Source organism: Alicyclobacillus sp. TC, assembly GCF_016804365.1.
GTDB classification, from domain to species: domain Bacteria; phylum Bacillota; class Bacilli; order Alicyclobacillales; family Alicyclobacillaceae; genus Alicyclobacillus_I; species Alicyclobacillus_I tolerans.
Genome location: NZ_CP044434.1, coordinates 875,790 through 897,465, shown reverse-complemented (window position 1 = coordinate 897,465; position 21,676 = coordinate 875,790). Strand labels below are relative to the sequence as shown.

26 protein-coding genes and 1 other annotated feature are annotated in these 21,676 nt (G+C 44.4%); of the genes, 3 read left to right on the top strand and 23 right to left on the bottom strand.

Annotation, left to right across the window (positions count from 1 at the left end; all coding sequences use genetic code 11):
• Positions 1–46 precede the first annotated feature (46 nt).
• Positions 47–820, top strand: a complete 774-nt coding sequence (locus tag FY534_RS04300; RefSeq protein WP_203115280.1) for a glycosyltransferase family 2 protein — start codon at positions 47–49, stop codon at positions 818–820.
• Here the strand turns inward: FY534_RS04300 and FY534_RS04295 are convergent.
• The 16 genes from FY534_RS04295 to ytxC form a co-directional block, all read right to left on the bottom strand.
• Positions 799–993, bottom strand: coding sequence for a hypothetical protein (locus FY534_RS04295; protein WP_072872726.1), 195 nt, complete (start codon positions 991–993; stop codon positions 799–801). The two genes, FY534_RS04300 and FY534_RS04295, sit on opposite strands and share 22 nt — an antisense overlap.
• A 12-nt stretch (positions 994–1,005) precedes the next feature.
• Positions 1,006–1,449: a hypothetical protein gene (locus FY534_RS04290; RefSeq protein ID WP_072872727.1), complete on the bottom strand. Its 444-nt coding sequence runs from the start codon at positions 1,447–1,449 to the stop codon at positions 1,006–1,008.
• 125 nt (positions 1,450–1,574) lie between these two features.
• On the bottom strand, positions 1,575–2,294 hold the full coding sequence (locus tag FY534_RS04285) for a glycosyltransferase (RefSeq protein ID WP_072872728.1): 720 nt from the start codon (positions 2,292–2,294) through the stop codon (positions 1,575–1,577).
• Positions 2,261–3,055: a glycosyltransferase family 2 protein gene (locus FY534_RS04280; protein ID WP_072872729.1), complete on the bottom strand. Its 795-nt coding sequence runs from the start codon at positions 3,053–3,055 to the stop codon at positions 2,261–2,263. Before FY534_RS04280 ends, FY534_RS04285 begins: the two co-directional genes overlap by 34 nt.
• Before the next feature lie 139 nt (positions 3,056–3,194).
• A complete protein-coding gene (locus tag FY534_RS04275) occupies positions 3,195–4,217 on the bottom strand; it encodes a LacI family DNA-binding transcriptional regulator (RefSeq protein ID WP_072872730.1) in 1,023 nt (340 codons plus the stop codon).
• Positions 4,218–4,234: 17 nt separating this feature from the next.
• A complete protein-coding gene (locus FY534_RS04270; RefSeq protein ID WP_203115279.1) occupies positions 4,235–5,239 on the bottom strand; it encodes an aldose epimerase family protein in 1,005 nt (334 codons plus the stop codon).
• A gap of 162 nt (positions 5,240–5,401) precedes the next feature.
• Positions 5,402–5,665, bottom strand: a complete 264-nt coding sequence (locus FY534_RS04265) for a spore coat protein CotJB (RefSeq protein ID WP_203115278.1) — start codon at positions 5,663–5,665, stop codon at positions 5,402–5,404.
• Positions 5,662–5,883: a spore coat associated protein CotJA gene (locus FY534_RS04260; RefSeq protein ID WP_072872733.1), complete on the bottom strand. Its 222-nt coding sequence runs from the start codon at positions 5,881–5,883 to the stop codon at positions 5,662–5,664. The genes FY534_RS04265 and FY534_RS04260 overlap by 4 nt, the downstream gene beginning before the upstream one ends.
• Positions 5,884–6,027: 144 nt before the next feature.
• Positions 6,028–6,579 carry a divergent PAP2 family protein gene (locus tag FY534_RS04255; protein WP_238413657.1) on the bottom strand — a complete coding sequence of 184 codons (552 nt, stop codon included), beginning with the start codon at positions 6,577–6,579 and terminating at the stop codon, positions 6,028–6,030.
• Positions 6,580–6,624: 45 nt separating this feature from the next.
• Positions 6,625–7,431, bottom strand: coding sequence for a TrmH family RNA methyltransferase (locus tag FY534_RS04250; RefSeq protein ID WP_203115277.1), 807 nt, complete (start codon positions 7,429–7,431; stop codon positions 6,625–6,627).
• A gap of 127 nt (positions 7,432–7,558) precedes the next feature.
• The gene (gene rplT / locus FY534_RS04245; protein ID WP_072872735.1) at positions 7,559–7,918 is read right to left on the bottom strand and encodes a 50S ribosomal protein L20; all 360 of its coding nucleotides are present in this window, start codon (positions 7,916–7,918) and stop codon (positions 7,559–7,561) included.
• Between the two features lie 101 nt (positions 7,919–8,019).
• Complete coding sequence (gene rpmI / locus FY534_RS04240) at positions 8,020–8,217, bottom strand: 50S ribosomal protein L35 (RefSeq protein WP_072872736.1); 198 nt, start codon at positions 8,215–8,217, stop codon at positions 8,020–8,022.
• Positions 8,218–8,381: 164 nt separating this feature from the next.
• On the bottom strand, positions 8,382–8,900 hold the full coding sequence (infC, locus tag FY534_RS04235) for a translation initiation factor IF-3 (RefSeq protein WP_072872737.1): 519 nt from the start codon (positions 8,898–8,900) through the stop codon (positions 8,382–8,384).
• A gap of 28 nt (positions 8,901–8,928) precedes the next feature.
• Positions 8,929–9,056 (bottom strand) — a sequence feature (ribosomal protein L20 leader region).
• A 49-nt stretch (positions 9,057–9,105) separates the two neighbouring features.
• On the bottom strand, positions 9,106–11,022 hold the full coding sequence (thrS, locus tag FY534_RS04230; protein WP_203115526.1) for a threonine--tRNA ligase: 1,917 nt from the start codon (positions 11,020–11,022) through the stop codon (positions 9,106–9,108).
• Between the two features lie 136 nt (positions 11,023–11,158).
• A complete protein-coding gene (gene ltrA, locus FY534_RS04225; RefSeq protein WP_203114930.1) occupies positions 11,159–12,574 on the bottom strand; it encodes a group II intron reverse transcriptase/maturase in 1,416 nt (471 codons plus the stop codon).
• Positions 12,575–13,292: 718 nt separating this feature from the next.
• Positions 13,293–14,162 carry a sporulation protein YtxC gene (gene ytxC / locus FY534_RS04220; protein WP_072874275.1) on the bottom strand — a complete coding sequence of 290 codons (870 nt, stop codon included), beginning with the start codon at positions 14,160–14,162 and terminating at the stop codon, positions 13,293–13,295.
• A gap of 304 nt (positions 14,163–14,466) precedes the next feature.
• Between ytxC and FY534_RS04215 the strand changes: the two genes are divergently transcribed.
• Complete coding sequence (locus FY534_RS04215; protein ID WP_072874276.1) at positions 14,467–15,435, top strand: type I phosphomannose isomerase catalytic subunit; 969 nt, start codon at positions 14,467–14,469, stop codon at positions 15,433–15,435.
• Between the two features lie 100 nt (positions 15,436–15,535).
• Here FY534_RS04215 and FY534_RS04210 read toward each other — a convergent pair whose 3' ends face one another.
• The 6 genes from FY534_RS04210 to nadC form a co-directional block, all read right to left on the bottom strand.
• A complete protein-coding gene (locus tag FY534_RS04210) occupies positions 15,536–15,787 on the bottom strand; it encodes a hypothetical protein (RefSeq protein ID WP_072874277.1) in 252 nt (83 codons plus the stop codon).
• A gap of 19 nt (positions 15,788–15,806) precedes the next feature.
• Positions 15,807–16,055, bottom strand: a complete 249-nt coding sequence (locus tag FY534_RS04205) for a hypothetical protein (protein ID WP_072874278.1) — start codon at positions 16,053–16,055, stop codon at positions 15,807–15,809.
• 13 nt (positions 16,056–16,068) lie between these two features.
• Positions 16,069–16,563 carry a hypothetical protein gene (locus FY534_RS04200; protein WP_072874279.1) on the bottom strand — a complete coding sequence of 165 codons (495 nt, stop codon included), beginning with the start codon at positions 16,561–16,563 and terminating at the stop codon, positions 16,069–16,071.
• Positions 16,560–16,814 (bottom strand): hypothetical protein, encoded by a 255-nt coding sequence (locus FY534_RS04195; RefSeq protein ID WP_072874280.1) that lies wholly within the window; start codon positions 16,812–16,814, stop codon positions 16,560–16,562. The genes FY534_RS04200 and FY534_RS04195 overlap by 4 nt, the downstream gene beginning before the upstream one ends.
• Before the next feature lie 66 nt (positions 16,815–16,880).
• Entirely contained in the window at positions 16,881–18,476 is a 1,596-nt protein-coding gene (gene nadB, locus FY534_RS04190) for an L-aspartate oxidase (RefSeq protein ID WP_203115275.1), read from the bottom strand.
• Positions 18,477–18,514: 38 nt separating this feature from the next.
• A complete protein-coding gene (gene nadC / locus FY534_RS04185; RefSeq protein WP_203115274.1) occupies positions 18,515–19,357 on the bottom strand; it encodes a carboxylating nicotinate-nucleotide diphosphorylase in 843 nt (280 codons plus the stop codon).
• Between the two features lie 289 nt (positions 19,358–19,646).
• On the opposite strand from nadC, the gene nadA reads away from it, so the two are divergent.
• Positions 19,647–20,606, top strand: coding sequence for a quinolinate synthase NadA (gene nadA / locus FY534_RS04180; protein ID WP_072874283.1), 960 nt, complete (start codon positions 19,647–19,649; stop codon positions 20,604–20,606).
• A 367-nt stretch (positions 20,607–20,973) separates the two neighbouring features.
• On the opposite strand, the gene FY534_RS04175 is transcribed toward nadA, so the two are convergent.
• Positions 20,974–21,444, bottom strand: coding sequence for a C40 family peptidase (locus tag FY534_RS04175; RefSeq protein WP_072874284.1), 471 nt, complete (start codon positions 21,442–21,444; stop codon positions 20,974–20,976).
• Positions 21,445–21,676: the final 232 nt, after the last annotated feature.

Below are 21,676 nucleotides of genomic sequence, written 5' to 3'. Positions count from 1 at the left end.
AAAATGCTCTATATGTCATTTTAAACTATAGAGAGGAGGACTATCATTGACTGTTTCAAAAATCGCTCCTAAAATCAGCATCTTACTCTGTACGTATAACCACTCATCTTCTTTGAGAACAGCTTTGCAATCCGTCATCAATCAAACTTTTCCGGATTGGGAGTGTTTAGTAATTGATGACGGATCGACCGATGAAACCAAACAAGTCTTACAATCATTTCAAGACTCTAGAATAACTGCTTGTCACTTAGAAAAAAACCGTGGGAAGTCTTGGGCGCTCGAACAGGCTAGAAATATAGCACGTGCAAATATCTGGATAGAACTTGACGATGACGATTGGCTTGCCCCTGAAGCGGCCGCCAAAGTATTTCAATACTTTTCCCATCTTCCGGAGGACGTGGCCTTACTCACATCATCTTATACATTATGGTCTTTCGACAAGGCCAGAGGCATGGTCTATCGTCGAGCCATGGCAGCTTACCCTATTTTCATATTGCCTACACGCGCTTCAGTTCCTATTCCTCGATGTTATCGCCGCTCAGCAGTGGAACAGGCAAGAGGTTGGTCAGAGTGGCTAGCTTATGCTGAAGGCCGCTTTTTTGAAGATGCTTTTCTGACAACCGTTCTCCTCCAACAATATCAAATTGCTCGTTGCAATGACGTGCTCTATCATCGCGTCCTGCATCGAAAAAGTAACAGCCAACAAGCAAAAAATCTTTATTCATCGCTTTTCAGTGCATATTTTAGCCAGTACCCAAATCGCCAAATCCAACCTTTTGTTCCTGAGAATTGGAAATTTTACGCCAACACACGCACATAATCAATTTGTGCATCGTTCAATATTACCTCAGTTGACTGGCCATACACTGTAGATTCTTCAATAACAATGACCGTTTCTGTTACTTCTTTCAACGTTCCTTCATAATACGACGGGTTAACTGCAACTTCGATTTGGTTGCCAATAAATTTCCTTACCATCTCTTGAAATGTCATTGTCTTCACTCCTTATGCATAAACAGCGCTGATTTTGCTATACGGAACTATCACGACATCACTATTCTGTTCTATTAATTGCACTGCATTGATACCTGCAATTTGAACTGTACCTGTCAAACTGCCGGAAGGTGTAACAACAGTGACCGTCGAGCCTTTGTGTTGTTCAAAAAAACTGCGCAAGGCTGGGTTAGCTGCTAAGCCACTTTCCAATGCCTGCCTAATAAAACGAATTTGTTGTTCTAAAGCTACAATTTGTCCTTCAATGAACATGCGTCCTGGTATACGCCCTGTCAATTCATGAACTTCGCCTTCTAAGTGCCGCAATCGAACTCTTTCTTCTGCCAGTTCTCTTTGAATTCTGTGGACAACATGTTCAAGATGCTTAATCTTCATCTTTACTCTTCTTCGAAAGCGCGGAAAATGTTGCAACGATTGCACTTCCAGTTTGACCATGTTCAACTCTCCTTGAAAGTAAATTTTTTTCTTTTACATTATTCCAATGATTGAATCAATGAATGGGACAGTCGTTGGATATATTCCAAAATAGACTCTCCGAATTCCTCATCCGCCTGATCAATTCACTCTACCCATGCTTCCAAGACAGGGTTCTCATCCAGGATAGATTCATAGTGTTCACGTGGACAAAATTCTGAATCGGGATCGCGCTGAATGTAAAACTCGTATTTGCGTCTCGTTTCTTCGAGAGTTCCAGCATACCCAAAATGACGAATGCGAAGGTCTGATTTTTTGCCTGGAAAATCGGCTATGACATTCTGAGGAATACTGCCACCGTGTAAAGCTTGCGGATTCCATGTATATTTTGATCCGGGAAGATAGCGAAACAGCCTCGGACCATATTGTACGGGAGCCCATAATTTATCCACTCTGTAGTGCGTCATAGAATGCCAAAAATGATAGAAGCGGAATGCGTACCAATCCCATCGTGCTTGATTGATCATAGAACGAACCTCTTGTTTAAATCTCTCTTCAAACATTTCATCTGCATCAATAGCTAGAATCCAGTCAGGTTTCGTGGCCAGAGTGCGATAAAAAAGCTTCATTTTCAAGTTTCGTTCATTGACTCCAAACATGGATTCATTGGAAGTAGCGAGTGAAACCACTTTGGAATAGGACCTGCATATCTCTACCGTTTCATCGGTAGACCCATCATCCAAAATTACGATTTCATCTACATATTCCGATAAATCATTAAGAACCATACGCAGATAGCGATGAGCTTCATTTTTAACTTGCATCATGGCGGTCAATTTGTTTCCTGATGACTTCCTGCCTGCCATATTCCTACTTCCTCTCCTGGGTGTTCTGCCCAATTTGTCTTCCATTTCTTTTCAAAATAGTTTCGACTGTTTTCAAACCATTGCCGCAGTTGACGGTGATTTCGACTACTCCCGCCAACATCATGACGAATCACACTTTGCGGACAATAAACCACCCTGTATCCATGCCAGCGAGCGTTTATCGAATAGTCAGTTTCTTCGAAGTAAAAAAAGTAGTTCTCGTCAAACAAGCCCAGTTCGGACAACAAATCTCTGCGTATCATGTACAGTGCGCCACAGACACTGAGACAATCTTCTTGTTCATTGTAGAGATGGAGTCCATTGGGTTCTAAATAACCTCGAGGTTGGTGATCAAAAACAGTGCCAAATACTCCAGCCGCTGTAATTCTTCCTTGTCCATCTATCATTTTAGGTCCCACAACGGCTATGTTAGGATCAGATTGTATACATGCCATTAAGGGTTCAAGCCATCCTTCCTGCACCATCACGTCGCTATTGCATAAAACGATATAAGGACTGTTCCCCTGCAAAATACCTTGATTGCATGCACGTGCATAGCCGAGATTTCGAGTATTTCTTAATACTTGCAGATGAGGAAAACTGTTCTTCTTCAAAGCCTGTACTGACCCATCCTGACTGCCGTTATCCACCACATAAATTTGAAATGGTAGAGAAGTGTGTTTATAAATCAACTGTAAACATTCTAAAAGGAGCGAACGCGTATTGTAGCTCACCACAACAATATCCACTAATTTTTCCAAAGCAACACATCCTTTGCCAAATGACTCCTCATCTATGCTACCTTACGCATCCTAAGAAAAATGGGACACGGCAAATAGGACCTGCTCACCATCCAATAACGGAGATGAACAGATCCTGTCCTGACCGATGCTCTTTAGTTCAGCATGGGTGTACAGATGAAGAAGGACGGAACGCTCCTACTGACTCCCTGACCATTAGTTGATAAGGAAAAATATCTTTCAGGGAATGGGAAACTCCTTGTATTTGTTGCAAGAGCAATTGCATCAATCGCTGACCAATCTCTCGCTTTGGCAGGTGAACAGTTGTTAAAGAAGGTGTGACAAGCGCTGAAATCTCAAGATTGTCTACACCTGCAACAGATACATCTGCTGGTACTCGCAAACCCGCTTCTTGCAATGCACGCATAGCACCGATGGCCAAAAGATCTGTTGAGGCTGCAACTGCCGTAAAACCTTGCTTACTTTGCAAAATTTTTTTCATTACTGTATACCCTGTTTGCAACGAGTCTTGCCACTCTGGTATTAACGTGACATGCTTCTCAGCATCCAGGCCAGCTTCCTGCATCGCTTGCCGATAGCCAAAAAGTCTTGGATTTTCCCACTCCTGAGATGAATCATGACCAAGAAATAGAATCTCCCGATGACCTTGCGACAATAAAAAATGAACCATTTCTCGCATAGCGTTTTGCAATTGAACATAGACAGCCGGAACAGGCGCTTCTCCTCGCCAATCCCAATAAACCACTGTCGGCAATGCTTCTTTCACCTGTTCAAGGCGGACAAATTTGCTTAACTCTACAGGTGAAAGCACAATTAATCCACCATAAAAACCTTCTTCCAGCACACGGCGATAATCGCGATCGTGAAAATTAGCGTTATAGAGAGAAAAGGTATAACCATTTTGAAAGGCTACTTCTTCAATCCCCAAAACTACTTCTCCATAAAAAGGATTAGTGATACTATGCGTAATGCACGCTATCTCTTTCTTTTGCCGCGTTCGCAAAACACGAGCAAACTTATTCGGTACGTAATGATAAAATTCTATTGCCTCTAAAACTCGTTTACGTACGTCAGCAGCTACGTAACCATTGTCATTGATGACTCGTGAGACAGTGGTAGGCGAAACGCCTGCTCGCTTTGCGACGTCAATTCTGGTAGCCAATCAAATCATTCCTTCTCTTAAGTCGATCCGCTCTGATGAACGACTGTAATTTCTACCCACCACGAAACTTTGCCAAGCCCAGGAACATTCGTGCTGGTCCACAATTTCCTTGCGGATTGAATTGGATTCAACATACCACTTGCAGGCTGTATGGATACATTGAGATGATTATTCCAACCTTTGTCATTCAGCCATAGCACCAAATAAGGACAGTATTGAGTATCGTAACGCAATTCAAGCGACTCTCCGCCATCTGCAGTGACGATTCTTGCCCAACCTTCCGGGATTGGATTGACGAAGTAAATTTTATGGGCATATGGTTTCAACGAACAGCCTGGTTTATCGAGATGATACTTTTCTGTTGTCTCCGGATTGGGCCAGCGGCAGACTGTCTCTGGTAAGAGCTCAGAGTCAGTGGAATGCGCAACCCTGAATTGCTGAGCGCTATCTGGCAGTTCAATTCTATCTCCCGGCCTGACCGTCCATAAAGGGTGGGCTGACCAAAAATATGGCATCTCAAACGGTGAATGGTTCTCCAGTAAATATTCAAGACGCAGAGTATCCTCAGCAACCAATCGCAAGGATCTCGTCAACGTGTATGGGAGTCTCACACCGTGCACGGACAATACCAACTCTTCTGCACGAGCTTCCTGCACTTGCCACGGCAACGACCTAACCTCACCGTGATCGGGCAGAATCACACCTTGCCAGGGAAATTTATCGACGTGGCACGCATCCAGATTTGGAAACAACTCGTCCCAACCACGTGCGTCACCCATCTCAACTATACTATCATATCCTGAATTTTCCATATGACCATTGGCTGGATATAACCACTCACGGCCGTTGACTGTTGACAGTGAGACGATTTTGCCGCCCAATGATGGCACGACCACGACCTTCAGGTAACCATTCTCTCCTACCCATACCTGAGTTTGACCTATTGTATCCCAGTTAAAATACCCTTCACTTCTCCGCTTGCTTTTTTTTCGCTCCAAATAGGATGGGATATGTCTCATCATGACACGCTTCCCCCTCTTCAAGCAAGATGTCCGTAAGGCATCCTACGGTTGAAAAGTGGATTTTGCGCCTCATAGAAAAAGTTTACATTTTCTTCAAGAAAGACAATATAAAAATAGGCAGCAGCTAGCGCTCCTGCCATTCAACATTTCACGATATTCTCTTCAAATTTGCCAGGGCCAAGGCGTATTCGACCACGCCCAGCTCTCACCTGTTGGGCTGTTGCCATACTGTTGAAGAGGACCAAATTTGGCTTCAAACTGACTCATTAAATTGGCTTTACGCTTTTGAAATTGCTGAAATTGAGCCAGTGCTGCTGAATCATTCGGATGCGTATCCAAATAGAGGGTCAAATCAACCAGTACAAAATCGACAGCCTGCAACTCCTGCAAATAGTGATAGTATTGGGAGGAAACTGACATACTCATCGCCCCCCTTTGCCATCATGGTAAGGATAGGGGCTGAACAAGTCGGGCCACAGTACTCCGTGGCGAAGTGCCTGTTGAGGAGAATACTGTTTCAATTGCGTAGGTTGTACGGTTATCCACTGGTTGGGTGGAATGACAAAACGAACAAATCCCCTGCCGGGACAAGGATCGTACGGACTGCGGTAGGGTGCGTAAGCAGCCCACTGGTGAAACTGCACTGGCAAAACCTCGCTTTCGCAGGTCTTAGCAGCCTTTAAAAAGGCTAAGCCCTTCTCTATGACGATACGTATAGCATAGAGATATGCGAATAGGACAGTTTACAGACGCCAGACTGCTGCAATACCACGACTCATTTGAAAATATTAGTGCAATAGTAAGGCTACTACAAGCCCCACCACACCGCCGCCGAGTACTTCAATTGGCCTATGGCCAACATGTTCATTCAGTACGGGCCAATCTGTCAGCCACCAAGGCAATTTTGCAATCCGCATAGCTGGTATTTTGTTGGTTTTCCAGTTTGTAGAATCCACTCGACCTTGCCCACTTCCCTGGTTCACATTTTTTTGAGAATGGAGCAAAGCGTGTTGCCCTTTTAAATCGTGCAGCAATCGATTTAACACAGCGGCTTGACGACCAGTTTGCCAGCGCACCCCAGCTGCGTCGTACATGACAATGATGGCAATAAACAAGCCTAATCCCAAAACTGGATTTTGACCGCCATAACGTAGCCATAATTCAACAACCAAAGCAACCACCAAAGCTGTGTGTGAACTCGGCATACCGCCAGACTGCCGCATACGCTGCCAATCAAAACGGCGAGCTTGAATCATGATGAGAATAGGCTTCAGTACCTGGGCAGTGACCATAGCCACCAGCGGAGCAATCCAGATATAAGCGGATTCTCTCAATATCACATTAGTTTCCTCCATTATCAAATCCTTACTTGCTGTGGGAACCCACTAAAGGATTTGAGTTAGACGTTGACGATACATTTCATACAGAAGAACACTGCCAGCCATTGCAGCATTGAGACTCTCTACTGTTTTCTGCATGGGAATAGACAACGTTTCATCAATCAAATGCAAAAGGCTAGCCGAAATTCCATGCGCTTCACTGCCAATGACCAAGAGAGTTGGAGCAGTTAAAGAAACATCATGGCACATTCTTTCAGCATCAGCTTGAGCAGCAATCACGTGACCTCCAGGATAGCAACGCTTCCATTCTTCAATATAAACCGACAATGCTTCTCCCACAACCGATAGCCGAAACAATCCACCCATTGCAGCGCGTACCACTTTTGGAGAAAGAAAATCAACAGTCCCTATTCCACAGCATACTTCTTGAACGCCAAACGCTTCCGCACTGCGAATCAGTGTACCGACATTCCCAGGGTCTTGTAGCCCATCTAAGAGTAGAACATGTTCAGGATATTGAGGGCGAGTTTTTTCTTCCGGCCAGACAGCAACAGCCAAAATACCCTGTGAAGATTCTGTATCACTGACGAGAGCATAAGCTTGTTCAGATACTTCCCATACATGTTCAATTTTCTTATAGCCAGACAGTGACTCGAGTGCGGAAAAATCTCTCTGCCGAGTGGAGAGCAAAACCAGTGTCTCGATGCATAGTTCACTTTCCAATAAATCTCGAACGAGTTGCTCACCTTCTACCAAAAAGCGACGCTTTTGCCAACGCTCGTTTTTTTTCTTTAAGCGAGCTAAAGAGCGAATTTTTGGATTTTGCGGCGACTCGATATACTGTACGGTCATTGATTCATCTCCCCACCAAAATGAAGAAAGAAAACCCGGCCACAAAGAGACGGTTCGGATCAAATTCACCGAACGCTCAAAAGCCGGGTTGACCTTAGTGTTGCAATGTGTGTTGACCGACGGTTGATTACGCCTCTATCTTAGCGCGCGCAACCTTGACCAATTCAGCAAAGGCCGCACCGTCTGTCACAGCCAAATCAGCTAGCATCTTGCGATTCACTTCTATACCTGCCAATTTCAATCCATGCATCATCTTACTGTAAGATAAACCGCTCTGACGCGCAGCCGCATTAATACGTTGAATCCAAAGGCGACGAAAATCACGTTTACGGACTCGACGATCACGGTACGCGTATACGAGAGATTTCATAACCTGCTGTTTAGCCGTACGATACAGACGATGTTTAGAACCGCGATAACCACGCGCAAGTTTCAAAATCGCTTTATGACGACGACGAGTGACTTTACCAGACTTTACTCTTGCCATTTTCCAACTTCCTCCTCAGATGCCTCACAGCGAATCTGCAAACCTCACTCCGCTATCGAGTGCGTATGGGGTTGTCCAATCTAAATTCATTCCAAAACTAATTAAAGATAGCTGACCAAATGTTTAATACGCTTGACATCTGATGGAGAGACAAGTGTCGTCCCCCGCAAAGTCCGCTTGCGTTTTGCCGACTTCACTTCGGCTTTATGATACGCAAAAGCGTGGGCTCGCTTCAGTTTGCCATTGCCAGTACGCTTTACTCGCTTGGAGAGACCACTATGAGTCTTCATTTTTGGCATATTCGTTTCCTCCCAAACCATGTAAACCCGCCGCAACCTGCAGTACACCGCCGGGCGGCGGATTTCATCTATTCATCAAAAAACATGGTATAGATTTTACTGTTCCGCTTACTTCCTACATCAAGTCGTACCACTCTATACAACTTGCCGAGAGCCTCTTCATTTTAAGTGGACGATTTGGGCGCCAGAATCATAATCATGCTCCGTCCCTCAAGGCGAGGAACGCGTTCAACCGTTGCTGAATCTTTGACGGCTTCAGCAAATTTCATCAACAACTGCTGACCGAGAGAAGCGTGTGTAATTTCTCTTCCACGAAAGCGAACAGAAATTTTCACTTTATCCCCATCCGCCAAAAACTTCATTACATTTTTTAGCTTAACCTGAAAGTCATGCTCCTCAATATTCGGGGTCATGCGAATTTCCTTGAGCAGAATAACTTTTTGATTTTTACGAGCTTCTTTTTCCTTCTTGCTCTGTTCATACTTGAACTTGCCATAGTCCATGATGCGGCAAACGGGCGGCTTCGCCGTAGGCGCCACATTGACGAGATCTAAGCTGCGTTCTTCAGCCAAACGGCGAGCATCACGCAACTGCATAATCCCCAACTGATTGTTGTTTTCGTCAATTACCCGCACTTCTCTGGCGCGTATCCCATCATTGACTTGATACTCTTCTTTGCTAATCTGCTGTCACCTCCGGATGAATTCAAGCCCGCCATAAAAAAAGCGCGGCAATCATCCGCGCTCTTGTTTATTTGCACCCAATAATCGCAAATCAACAATTCTTCAACCCGCCAGCCGTACCAGCCAGGTGAGAAGCGAGCGCTTCTTCTTTAGAATTACGTGTAAACACACAATACCATTATAGCAGCAATTCACAAAAAAAACATCATACCAACAATTTTTTCTCTGCAATCTCTTGAGCGAGCATTTCAGCAAACTCGGACAATTGTAGGGGACCCATATCTCCTTTTCCATACCTTCTTACCGATACACTGCCATTATCCCGTTCTTTTTCACCCACAACCAGTGTGTATGGAATTTTGCGCACTTGAGCTTCACGAATTTTATAGCCAATCTTCTCTGGCCGAACATCCGCTTCTGCTCGAAAACCACGTTGAGAGAGAAACTCCGCCGTTTCTTGAGCATAGCCTGAAAATTCTTCAGCGACACTAGCGACACGTACTTGTACAGGAGCAAGCCAAGCCGGGAAAGCTCCCGAAAAATGTTCCGTCAAAATTCCCAAAAAACGGTCGATAGACCCAAAGATTGCGCGATGGATAACCACCGGACGATGCATTTTTCCATCCTCACCGACGTATTCCAAATCAAAACGCACTGGTAATTGGAAATCCAATTGGACTGTTGCACACTGCCATGTACGTCCAATCGCATCACGAATGTGAAAATCGATTTTAGGTCCGTAAAATGCCCCGTCCCCCGGATTGATGCGATACTCAACACCCGCTCCATCAAGAGCTGCCTGCAAAGCTGACTCAGCTTCTGTCCACAGTTCATCCGAACCCATAGAATTTTCTGGACGAGTGGATAGCTCGATATGATAAGGGAATTCAAACACGCCGTAGATTTTAGAGACTAATTCAAGCACATTCTCAATCTCTCTGCCAATCTGATTCGGTTGGCAAAAGATGTGAGCGTCATCTTGCGTAAACGCCCGCACACGCATCATACCACCGAGTGTTCCGCGCAATTCATGTCTGTGTACATGACCGTACTCTGCTATGCGCAACGGTAATTCTCGATAAGAGCGCAGTTTATTGCGGTAAATCAACATATGTCCAGGACAGTTCATCGGTTTGAGCGCATAAAGTTCATCGTCAGCTTCCGAGACATACATGTTCTCTTTGTAATGATCCCAATGGCCTGATTCGACCCAGAGCCGCTGATTCATCAGCGTTGGTGTGCGGACTTCCTGGTATCCGGCCTCAACTTGCAAACGCCGTTCAAATATTTCTAACTCATTGCGAATAACCAATCCATTTGGCAAATAAAACGGCATACCCGGAGCATCTTCAGAGAACATAAATAGTTCTAGCTCCTTGCCAAGTTTACGGTGATCGCGTTGCTTCGCTTCTTCCAAAAATTTTAAATGATCTTCCAGTTGAGATTTTTTTGCAAACGCTACTGCGTATAAACGGGTCAACATCTCTCGTTGACTATCTCCTCGCCAATAAGCTCCCGCCAAGGACATAATTTTGAAGGCTTTAATATAGCCTGTAGATGGAAGATGCGGGCCTCGACAAAGATCGACAAATTCGCCTTGTCGATAGAGTGTCAGTGTCGTATCCGCAGGCAAGTCTTCAATAATTTCTACCTTGAAACGATCGCCACGGGTTCGAAAAAATTCGAGCGCATCGGAACGACTAATTTCTTCTCGAATGATAGGTAGATTTTCGCGAATAATGTTTTGCATTTCAGTTTCTATAGCAGAAAACTCTTCAGGAGAAAAATCGTGATCGGCAAAATCGTAATAGAATCCATTTTCAATCACGGGTCCAATGGCAAACTTGGTACCTGGAAACAGTCTTGCTACTGCCTGCGCCATTACATGAGCTGCGGAATGGCGCATAACTTCCAAACCTTCTGCGTCTGCTAGAGTAAAAAACTCGACTACAGCGTCTTCATGAACAGTGCGCTGCAAATCCATCCAATGACCATTCACTTTAGCCACTACTGCCTCTCTGCCAAGCCGGGCAGAGAGGCGCATAGCAAGTTGTTGCAAGGTGGTACCGCTCTCCACCGCAATTTGTTGACCGTCTTTGAGCGTAATTTGGTGTTCCAACATCGTTACCTCCATTTTTTTTGCATTTTTATTTTCATCTGAAGCCAATCCCATTGGACAGCTTTGACAATCGAGTAGGAGGGGGTGACTAACCCCCGTCCTCTCACACCACCGTACGTACCGTTCGGTATACGGCGGTTCATGTTGTGGAACGAATCACATCGTATCGCTCAACTAAGCTAACCAGTCCTCGGTCACGCCAATAGGCAAGACCGAGGGCTTTATTCATTTGTGGGGTATTTGAGAGTCTCCAGTAGCCCTTGCGTGAACCGCTTATCAGGACTGCCCATTCCTCGGGAATCCCAAGGACGACGAGGTTTCGTCGCTTTGTCTTAGGTTTCTTCCATTGCTTAAGGAAGCACATTCTCAATCGGTGACGTATCCACTTGTCTAAGTCCTCGAACACACTACGGGTCTGAGCGTGGCGGTAGTAGCCTGCCCACCCTCTTAGATATGCGTTGAGCCAATCGAGTCTTTGTTCCATGCACTGTCCCCGACTTCGCGAGGTAAGTTGTCTGACCTTGTCCTTGAATCGCTTCAGTGACTTTGGTGCTATTCGAATTCGCGGCACTTTGTTAGGTGTGAATGAGAACCCAAGAAACTTGCGTTTCCACGGTCGGTCTACTGCACTCTTATCCACATTGACTTTAAGCTTGAGTCGCTCTTCCACAAATCTGCGCACACTTTCCATGACCCTTTCTCCTGCATGGCGACTCTTCACGTACACGTTGCAGTCATCGGCATATCTGACGAAGCGGTGTCCGCGTCGCGTCAGTTCTTTGTCCAAGTCATCCAACATAATGTTGGCGAGTAATGGACTGAGTGGACCGCCTTGTGGAACGCCCTCTTCGGTAGAGACACATACGCCGTGTTCCATGACACCTGCGTTTAGGTATCCACGAATCAGTTTCAGAACTCGCTTGTCTCTTGCCTTGCGAGCCACTCGTGCCATAAGCATGTCGTGGTTCACCCGGTCAAAGAACTGAGCTAAGTCCATGTCCACAACATAGCGGTAGCCTTGGGCAATGTACATCTGTGCCTGATTGACCGCTTGGTGGGCATTGCGCCCCTGGCGGAAACCATAACTGTACCATGAGAATTCTGGGTCAAAGATGGGTGTCAATACTTGCAGAAGTGCCTGTTGGATCAGGCGATCTAGCACCGCTGGTATTCCCAACATCCTTTTGCCGCCACCGTCTGGCTTCGGGATTTCGACTCGACGTACGGGCAATGGTTGGTAGGTTCCATGAAGGAGTTCGCTTCGGATACGCCCCCAGTTTTCCATCAGGAATGGACGAAGGGATTTTATCTCCATTCCATCGACACCGGCAGCTCCCTTATTCTTCTCCACACGGCGTAGCGCTGAGAGTAGGTTTTCCCGCTCTACTACCTGTTCCATCAGGTCAATACAACTTTCCTCGCGGACTGGTTCATTGGGTCGTGCCGGAGAGAAACTCGGCGCTTCCTCAGTCCCCCGTGGATTCACCACTTCCTCCTGAGGATAGCTCCCTCGTGGGATATTCGGCTGTCTTTGCTTCTCTCTCGAACTTGCCATGAACAACCCTCACAATCATGTTCAGTCCTTCCCTGCTTGGGCGTCCCCTTGCAGGTAGTATGACCTCTGCTGACTTCTGTCCGTTCAACGTTTCCTTTCAGAAACGCTTACCAGCATCGCTGGCGTGCCGGACAGACCTCCCCGGGTAAGAACGTTGTCTTTCCCTCCATCTACCCGCTCCATTTACTCTCGACAGCCTTCGGTAGCAAGGGCTTTGTCTTGTTTTGCAGACTCACCCAACTGTCGCTAGCCTCGATTGGAGTTCGTGAACCTCGGGTCGGAGGTTTGCCGCCGCCTTCCTTCAGATTCCACCTCACGGTGGACACCCTTGGCTTAAGCTAATGGCTACTGCTACCTTCACCATTCCGGACTCTCACCGTAGAGACAACGCCCATGCCGGGCGCACAAAAGAAAAGCGCTCCGTCCCCATGGGACGAAAACGCTTGGTTTCCGTGGTTCCACCCAAAATTGCAGCCCTTTTCAAACTGCCACTTTGTGCGTATAACGTACGCCCCGTCCAGCATTTCGAGTTTAGGCCTATACAGCCTCTCTCCCTGCCAGAAGCTCAGAAAGTGGTGTCTTTTCACTCTGCTGGTTTCACGCTTTCAGCCGCGGCGAGAAATCTCTGAATGTCCGAGAATGAAAAGCTCGTCTTTCTTCAGTGCTCCGTTGATGATCATCCTATTTTCGATATCCTATGCCAAACGAATGTCAAGTGTCAAGTCTCCATGTCGCCCGGAGTGCGAAAAAACACAATTTGCTGTTGATGAAGGAGTTGACAAGTAGAACAACCGCCGCAAAAAATGGCACGTTCACGAAATACTCGCTTGAGTGTCTCAGCAAAGGTTGGATATTGTTGATTGTGCGCTAAATTATGAATTTTTATCCACTGAGGAGATTTCGTAATCAGGAGACTCATAGCGAAATCTTCAGGATGAATCTCTTCCGAAGCTGACGCTCGCATCAGTGCTTGAGTCATTTCTCGATCACGTACCAACTCACCTGTCTGATTGCATATCCATATATGATGGTTTGTAATATAAACATCGAAAGTTTCCAAATGTTGCGGCTGTTCATCAAGAATCAAACGGAGAATTTCTACAGACTCCGCATATTCACGATCAGAAAAAAATTGTTGTAGTTGATGATCAATTTCCCATTCCACAAGTTGTAAATTCTGTTGAAAACGAAAGCGCGCAATCATATCCAACATAATTGGTACCGATGCTTCTTGCGCATAATGGATGGACTGCATAATGGCTTCCTGTATATTCAGCGTTTCGTGTTGCGTTTGTATCTCATTTCGACGTACTTCGTGGAGAACTAAAAGCGAAATATACTCGAGTTCATCAGCTTCCAGACAAGGTGCTTTGATGGTAAGCAAGTGCCTCAGGTACAACGGTTTCCATATTTCGCACAAAAAAGTAGACAGCAATACAGCGATCTCATCAGGATGTGTAAAAAAGAGCCTTAACGTATCTTGTGACGGTTCACCTCTGCTTACCACAGAAAGACGCAAACCCTTGCCACTCAAAAAATGATACAATTCCGTGAACGCTGCTCTAGTCTGCAATTCTACGCTGTACACGTTCACACGTCCTTCCTTTGGCGCGATTCGATGCTAAGATGTCGAAAGTTGACTGTGACGCTTCAAGTATGGCGATGTTTTCTAATTGTCATACTCCCTGCAATAATCCCTTCGCCCAATCTACTCTCAATTCCAATAGACTCGATACGCCTCCATCTCAATCGTATTCCTAAGCATGAGATTACGCACTTGCAAAACACCCAAATATTGAAAATTTCATACAGCCCATTCTTATTTTCCTGTAAAATGATCGAATAGAGTTAGCCTCTACGTCCAGGAACCCAAAAGGAGACGACTGTAACCAATGAAGCCTTATCCAGTCCAATTTCGTCCCATTCCAGTAGAACGCCTCTGGGGTGGACACACCATGAAAAAACACTTCTCTGTAGAACATTTGTCTCACCCAATCGGTGAATACTGGTTGCTTTCGGCTCATCCAAATGCTCTAAGTGTAGTAGAAAATGGTCCTTTAGCAGGAAAAACATTGCAGGAACTGACAGAAAAATACCCAGACGCTTATTTAGGGCACTCTCCGCAACCTCGTTTCCCAATCCTGATCAAGTTGATTGAGGCGCGGCAGGATTTGTCTGTACAAGTTCATCCTGACGACAACTATGCCCTTCAATATGAAAAAGATTATGGTAAAAGCGAAGCTTGGTACATCCTGAATAGCCCGGCATCCCAACAAATGATTTATGGACACCGCTTTCAGAATCGTGAGGAATATATCCAAGCCGTAAAGTCTAAACGAGTGCGTGAATATCTCATTTATCAATCGATTTGTGAGGGAGATTTAGTCTATGTACCAGCGGGGACATTGCATGCATTGCTAGCTGACACAGTCCTGCTTGAGGTTCAACAAACCTCCGATGTCACTTACCGTGTCTATGATTGGGATCGAACTGATACGAGTGGAAAACCGCGCCAATTGCATGTGGATAAAGCGGCTGATGTTTTATCTTACAATACTCAACTATCTCATCAAGCGCTCAAACCTTACCGGCAAGAGAGAAATCATGTCGAAGTTCTTATCGACTGTCCATTTTTTCATATCGATCGCGTTCAATTGAAGGCTAACACTGTTCACACCATCGCGCCAATCCAATCCCCCATAACCATCATCATGGTCTCTGGGACGGCATTTATGGAGTGGGACACTCTTCCTGCACACGCTGTGAAACATTTTGCTGCCTGGATGATTCCCGTAGGAAGTGAAACCAGATTGACAGCGCAAGATGACGTTGTTTTCTTGCAAGTCACTTATCACGATTAACTGAGGATTTTGCCAGTATCTTATCGAATGTGCTCCCCATAGACACATGTTGTTTGTGATAGCAATCTGCCTTCGGGGAGCACAACAACAATCCTATTTCTTACATATTCCCTCCCATATCCGGTTTGAAATCTTGATCGTTGATCACACCATCTATACCTTCAAACCCATCATTCAACATATTGTATAAACCATTACTAAAATTAAACACGCCGTAATTACCCGCATAAGCTGCGTTGTATTTCATATTGGCATCCCAACCACTGAAATTAAACTCGCCAACCAAAATGCCGTTGGCATTTTGCTGTGGTGTACTGGAATTAATATTTCCTATCATTACAAAGACCGGCATGAAACCAACCTCGCTTTCTTTAGATATTCATCCCTATCAGCGGCTTGAAGTCCGAATCGTTCATCAAACCATCTATCAACTCAAAATTGTCATAAAGATAGGCCGACTGAAAACATACAAAGTTAAATAAACCGTTCAAAGCACCGAATCCCTGATTTTGCTTTTGATTTGCATCCCAACCGCCACAGTTAATCTCGCCAATAAACACCCCTGCATTTTGTTGGGGACAATTGATGTTGATTGCACCAATACAAATCATGTTTGGCATGGAGAGGAACCTCCTAGCGAATGAGCGCCTTAAAATCCTGATCAAAAATCACTCCGTCCACAAAATCTGCATCTTCAATATAATTGACGTTTTTCGCTTCAACATTTTGATTGCCACTCGTGGCTCCGCGTGCTAAATTTTGCTTCGCATGAGAATCAAGTCCTGTTATTTTCACATCTCCTACAAATACTCCCGAATTCTGCGATATACTCAACACTTGGATACTATCAAATGCAATCTGCGTCATCTTCTCAGAAGCATCCGGCTGTGACTGATAGATTTTCACATCGCGATCGTCAATCGGGGTATCAATTCCGTCATTGTCATAAACGATGCTTAAATTGCCCAAAAGCGCATTGTGGGAATCTATAGAACCTATCCCGCTATTCGTTTTAGAATGATTGCTGATACCCAGAATGACGTTTTGATTAGATATATATACGCCAGAATTATCACTAATAGAGCCCACTTTTACAATAATTTCCGGTAACTGATTTTGCTGACTCATTGCGTTTTACTCCATTGCGGTTTCATATCCTGGTCTTGGATGAAACCATCTACAAAAATGTCTCTGTCATTTACAATTTGAACATTTTGATACAAATAATTTACACTGCCGAGCATTGAGTCATGAACAATATTCTGTTTTCCACTGGAATCCAGTCCAGAAACATGAATTTGTCCCACAAATACCCCGCAATTTTCCTGTGCCATCTGAATATCCATTTGGCGGAACAAAATTTGCAAAGACATGCGCATGGTTCCTTTCCCTTAAATTTCACCCGCGCATGAAGCGGATACCATGACGGGATATTTAATGTTATGTCAAACTTCTGCCATTACGACTGATAGACGCCGATTCTTCTGTGAGATATTAAAATCATCGCATGCATCTTTATAAATGGAAGGGAAATCTTCTCGACGCAGCCAAGTATCCACATGATGTAACCGAGGATCGGGGACAGGAAAATCTTCACGGAAATGTGCTCCCCTGCTTTCCTGCCGAGAAATCGCTGATGCTATAATCCATCTTGCTGTACAAAGAAGACCAGATTGCGGATGTTTTTGCTGAAGTTCAACAATGGTTTTCAAACCCTTATCCAAAGAGCATTGATCACGAACGATACCCACTGCTTTCCACATTACTTTTTGGACTTGGTCTAACAGTTCCTGGCTATCTGGAATTCTTTCCATTTGATACTGGGTTAAGGAAACGTTAACTTCACTTTCTTCGTTGTTCTCAGAGCGGAAATGTTCGTCTAAAGCAAATGCCATCACCAAACATTCCAATAAAGAATTACTGGCTAATCGATTGGCTCCGTGCGCCCCTGTACAAGCGACTTCGCCTATCGCGTAAAGACCTTCTACATCTGTTTGACCATTCATCTCAGTAGCTATTCCGCCCATCATAAAATGGGCTGCAGGAAAAACCGGCAGAAGATCTCGGGTAGGATGAATTCCATAAGATATACATCTGGCAAAAATATTGGGGAATTTTTGTTGAAAATTTTGGATGTGGCGACAATCCAGATATACATGTCTGCCTTCTTGCATACGCTGATAAATCTTCCTAGCCACCAAATCACGCGCTTCTAAATCTCTTAATGGATAATCTTTCATGACGGCTTCTCCAAAATCGTCTACTAATATGCCACCCGCTCCGCGTACAGCTTCGGAAATTAAAAAAGCGGGAAATCCATTAAAATAGAGGGTTGTTGGGTGAAATTGAATAAATTCCAGATTGCGCAAACTTGCACCTGCATCATATGCCAGGACAAGTCCATCACCTGTTGCTCCTCTTGGATTGGTTGTTCTTTGAAATAACTGCCCTACTCCACCTGTGGCTAAAATGACTGCACGTCTAGCATAAAATTCAATTTTTTCCTGTGTGCGATTTGCAAACTGTGCCCTTGCACCTATCACGCGCCCATTCTGATTTTGCAAGAGGGTAAGAACGTGCATATTGACCAGCTGATGAATGTTAGGTCGTTCTTTCAAAGCGACCATCAAAGCTTCCATCAATTTTCGTCCTGTTGCATCTCCCCCAGCATGCAATATCCGTCGTCTTGAATGTGCACCTTCCAAGCCTAAGGAAATCTGTCCCGTTGAGCTTTGATCAAATGAAACTCCTATTTCTTGCAGCCAATGAACGATACGAGGAGCTGTCTCTGCTAAGCATTGGACAGCTCTTGGATCAGATAATCCATTCCCCGTCTCTAATGTATCTTTTGCATGTAAGTTTACGTTATCATCCATTCCAATAGCGGCTGCCATTCCTCCTTGGGCGGCAAAAGAATTGCTTTCCGTAGGAAAATCTTTAGAGAGAAGCAGTACACTGCCATGCGAACTAAGCAGATACGCAGCTGCGATGCCCGCAAGTCCGCTTCCTACAATAACGAAATCATATTTTAACGTTTCCATCACGATGGCCTCTCTTCGGTATGAAAGTGTTTCACCGTTTACACAAATACAATTTCCATGCCCACATCTACACTGCTTGCAGAATGGGTTAAAGCTCCCATGGATATGTAGGAAACGCCTGTACGAGCAACCTCCGCCAATCGATGGATAGTCATATTCCCAGAAGCCTCTAGTTCTACTCGTCCATCCGTTAGTTGTACTGCTTGTCTTAATGTAGGGATATCCATATTATCTAGCAGGATCATATCAACCTCTAACTCTAACGCTTCTTTCAATTGTTCCAAGGTATCAACTTCTACCTCTATTTTGAAGGACATCCCGACCCTAGCGCGTACTTTCTGAACTGCTGAAGTGATACTTCCACAGATAGCAATATGGTTATCTTTTATAAGAACCATATCATCCAGACCATAACGATGATTTTGTCCTCCGCCCATTTTTACCGCATATTTTTCTAACAAACGCCAACCAGGAGTTGTTTTGCGAGTATCTAGCAATTGGGTCCCTGTACCTTCTAAGTGTTTAACGGCTAAACTTGTATATGTAGCAATTCCCGTAAGACGTCCTAAAAAATTAAGCGCTGTACGTTCAGCCATGCATAGAGCGCGAGCCGGACCTTCCACTTGACAAACTGCATTTTTCTCACTTTTCAGTTCTTCTCCATCTTCTACCAAGTGATGAACATTCACTTCTGGATGAAGTTCAGAAAATACTGCCTCAACGATTGGTAATCCAGCAATTCGTGCAGGTTGCTTTACAAAGATCAAAGCTTGAGCGTGGAGATGAGAATCAATCACAGATTCGGTTGTACAATCTCCTCTACCTATATCCTCCGCAAGCGCCATTCGAATCAACATTTTTGTGGTCTCGTTGATGTACATCCATATACCTCCCAGATTGAATGAAAATGAATCAATCTCATCGATCATTTCTGAAAACTAGCCTATCTTTATTTTTATATATTTACATGTGTATATACTACTATGTTCAATCCAAATAAAACAGTTGATCAACAAGAATACAACTGTATATACTTCAGTATAATCACTTCTTGATTTGAATAAATCTTTGATGTAGTAAGTTTCATCCCATGATGAATGGTTCACCGTTTTGAAGTAGAGAAAAGATGATCTCAGCTATATGAAAACTGATATCTAAGGAGCCACCCTGATGTCCTCTGTAAATGATCAAGATTCTTTACGATATGAGATTATGGAATGGAAAGAAAAACGCAACGCTATCATTCTTGCCCACAACTACGAATTACCAGAAATTCAAGATATTGCAGATGTTCTAGGGGATTCATTAACACTCGCAAGAGCAGCCGCTCAAACATACGCTGATGTGATTGTCTTCTGTGGCGTTCATTTTATGGCTGAAACAGCCGCTATTCTGAATCCAGACAAGACTGTCCTGTTGCCCGATATTCACGCAGGCTGTTCTCTGGCTGATTCAATCACACTCGCCGATCTCCGCAATTGGAAATCAGCATATCCCGACGCCGCAGTTGTGTCTTATATCAATACATCTGCAGAAGTCAAGGCAGAAAGTGATTATTGCTGCACTTCTTCTAACGCTATCAAAGTTGTAGAAAGTATACCTGAAGAGAAAGAGATTTTATTTTTACCCGATATGTTTTTGGGGGCTTATGTACAACGCGCCACAGGTCGTAAAAATATGCACATATGGATGGGGGAGTGTCACGTACATGCAGGAATCTCCCCCGCAGACGTAGACAACGTGTTTAGAGACTATCCTGATGCAGAATTATTGATCCATCCAGAATGCGGATGTTCGACTTCCAGCATGTATTTATTATCAGAAGGTCAACTTCCAAAAGAGCGAACTCATCTATTATCGACGGGCGGCATGCTGGAGAGGGCAAAAAATTCTCCCTCCAGCCAATTCATCATCGCAACTGAAACTGGAATTCTTCATCAGATGGAAAAGGAAAATCCAAACAAAACCTTCATCGCCGCAAACCGCTCAGCCGTCTGTCCATTTATGAAAATGATAACTTTGCCTAAAGTCTTAGAATCCTTAAAAGAAAATCAACATGTTGTTTCTGTTTCTGAAACAATCCGTCAACGCGCCAGACTCCCCATTGATCGAATGATTGCAATTGGTTAAAGTTCAAATTTGCGACCCATCTTTAGATATTGATTCCTCTCAAATGGGTAACACCTAGAAGCAAGTACAGGATGAAGTAGGAAACCCGCTGATGCCTCCCCCTGAATGTCCATACACCTTGGCATTCTTGTACATAAGATCTTCTACAGCTATTGCAGGGAGGTGTTAAGGTCATGAAAAAACATCATCGCCATCGCCCTATCGTCATTATCCTGCATCCGGGCGAAAAAATTCTTGTCAAATGCGAGAAAAAACACCGCTGCCATCGGTAAGTAAAACTTATGAAAATCTTCATTCAACAGCCGCAGCAATGCGGCTTTTTATTTTAAAAGTTGCAAGCTATACATCCTGCATTCCGTACACCTATTTAATAACTATCCACTTTTTTAAGCCATTGAGAATTGGCTAATTCCCCCGGAGTTGGATATTCAATTCCTGGACATAAGTCGATGCCAACAGACCGATAAGCATCTGCCCAGAGCGTTGTGCAAATACGACGTTTCTGACTCGCTATGAGTGGAACGCTTTGACCTAAAAGATGTCTACCTGCTAACCAGAAAAAAAGCAGATAATCGTACCTTGTACCAATTTTACTTCTAGCAAATTCTACAATTTCTTTCCTTTGCCGATCCGTTAATTCTTCACATCGATAAACATCTGCCACACCTTTATAGGTTTGGACATGCTCATAACCTGTAATCCGTAAAGCCTGAGATTCGATAACTTGTTCCGGATGCGCCAAACCAGCAATATGCGTATAAGGACTACGAGTAATTTTACGAATCGGCCCCGCCAATCCTTGAGTGCCCCGTATAAAGATCAAATCTCCTAATTGCAATTTACTTTAGCCCTCCATTCTACCGAAAGTTGAAAAGCTTACAAAAATCAAAAACCGTTCTCTCCACCGTGGTAAGCATAATAGCCCTTCCACCCTGGATGAACGGTCTTGTCTACTTTTCAAGTAAATTTATACACCGAGTATCAACGAGACTATGCTTATTTTAACTGAACAAAGATTTCCATACAAGTTGTATAGCATACAGCTTTCCAAAATAACCAATCTACCAACT

What these genes read in the sequence shown, in the direction of transcription:
- rplT (WP_072872735.1), bottom strand. Translation starts at nt 7,918, where the DNA reads ATGGCAAGAGTAAAGTCTGGTAAAGTCACTCGTCGTCGTCATAAAGCG.
- nadC (WP_203115274.1), bottom strand. Translation starts at nt 19,357, where the DNA reads ATGTACATCAACGAGACCACAAAAATGTTGATTCGAATGGCGCTTGCG.
- FY534_RS04200 (WP_072874279.1), bottom strand. Translation starts at nt 16,563, where the DNA reads ATGAGTCAGCAAAATCAGTTACCGGAAATTATTGTAAAAGTGGGCTCT.
- FY534_RS04290 (WP_072872727.1), bottom strand. Translation starts at nt 1,449, where the DNA reads ATGGTCAAACTGGAAGTGCAATCGTTGCAACATTTTCCGCGCTTTCGA.
- nadB (WP_203115275.1), bottom strand. Translation starts at nt 18,476, where the DNA reads ATGGAAACGTTAAAATATGATTTCGTTATTGTAGGAAGCGGACTTGCG.
- thrS (WP_203115526.1), bottom strand. Translation starts at nt 11,022, where the DNA reads ATGTTGGAACACCAAATTACGCTCAAAGACGGTCAACAAATTGCGGTG.
- FY534_RS04270 (WP_203115279.1), bottom strand. Translation starts at nt 5,239, where the DNA reads ATGATGAGACATATCCCATCCTATTTGGAGCGAAAAAAAAGCAAGCGG.
- FY534_RS04250 (WP_203115277.1), bottom strand. Translation starts at nt 7,431, where the DNA reads ATGACCGTACAGTATATCGAGTCGCCGCAAAATCCAAAAATTCGCTCT.
- FY534_RS04195 (WP_072874280.1), bottom strand. Translation starts at nt 16,814, where the DNA reads ATGCGCATGTCTTTGCAAATTTTGTTCCGCCAAATGGATATTCAGATG.
- FY534_RS04215 (WP_072874276.1), top strand. Translation starts at nt 14,467, where the DNA reads ATGAAGCCTTATCCAGTCCAATTTCGTCCCATTCCAGTAGAACGCCTC.
- FY534_RS04285 (WP_072872728.1), bottom strand. Translation starts at nt 2,294, where the DNA reads ATGGCAGGCAGGAAGTCATCAGGAAACAAATTGACCGCCATGATGCAA.
- FY534_RS04205 (WP_072874278.1), bottom strand. Translation starts at nt 16,055, where the DNA reads ATGCCAAACATGATTTGTATTGGTGCAATCAACATCAATTGTCCCCAA.
- rpmI (WP_072872736.1), bottom strand. Translation starts at nt 8,217, where the DNA reads ATGCCAAAAATGAAGACTCATAGTGGTCTCTCCAAGCGAGTAAAGCGT.
- FY534_RS04295 (WP_072872726.1), bottom strand. Translation starts at nt 993, where the DNA reads ATGACATTTCAAGAGATGGTAAGGAAATTTATTGGCAACCAAATCGAA.
- ltrA (WP_203114930.1), bottom strand. Translation starts at nt 12,574, where the DNA reads ATGGCAAGTTCGAGAGAGAAGCAAAGACAGCCGAATATCCCACGAGGG.
- FY534_RS04265 (WP_203115278.1), bottom strand. Translation starts at nt 5,665, where the DNA reads ATGAGTATGTCAGTTTCCTCCCAATACTATCACTATTTGCAGGAGTTG.
- FY534_RS04210 (WP_072874277.1), bottom strand. Translation starts at nt 15,787, where the DNA reads ATGCCGGTCTTTGTAATGATAGGAAATATTAATTCCAGTACACCACAG.
- nadA (WP_072874283.1), top strand. Translation starts at nt 19,647, where the DNA reads ATGTCCTCTGTAAATGATCAAGATTCTTTACGATATGAGATTATGGAA.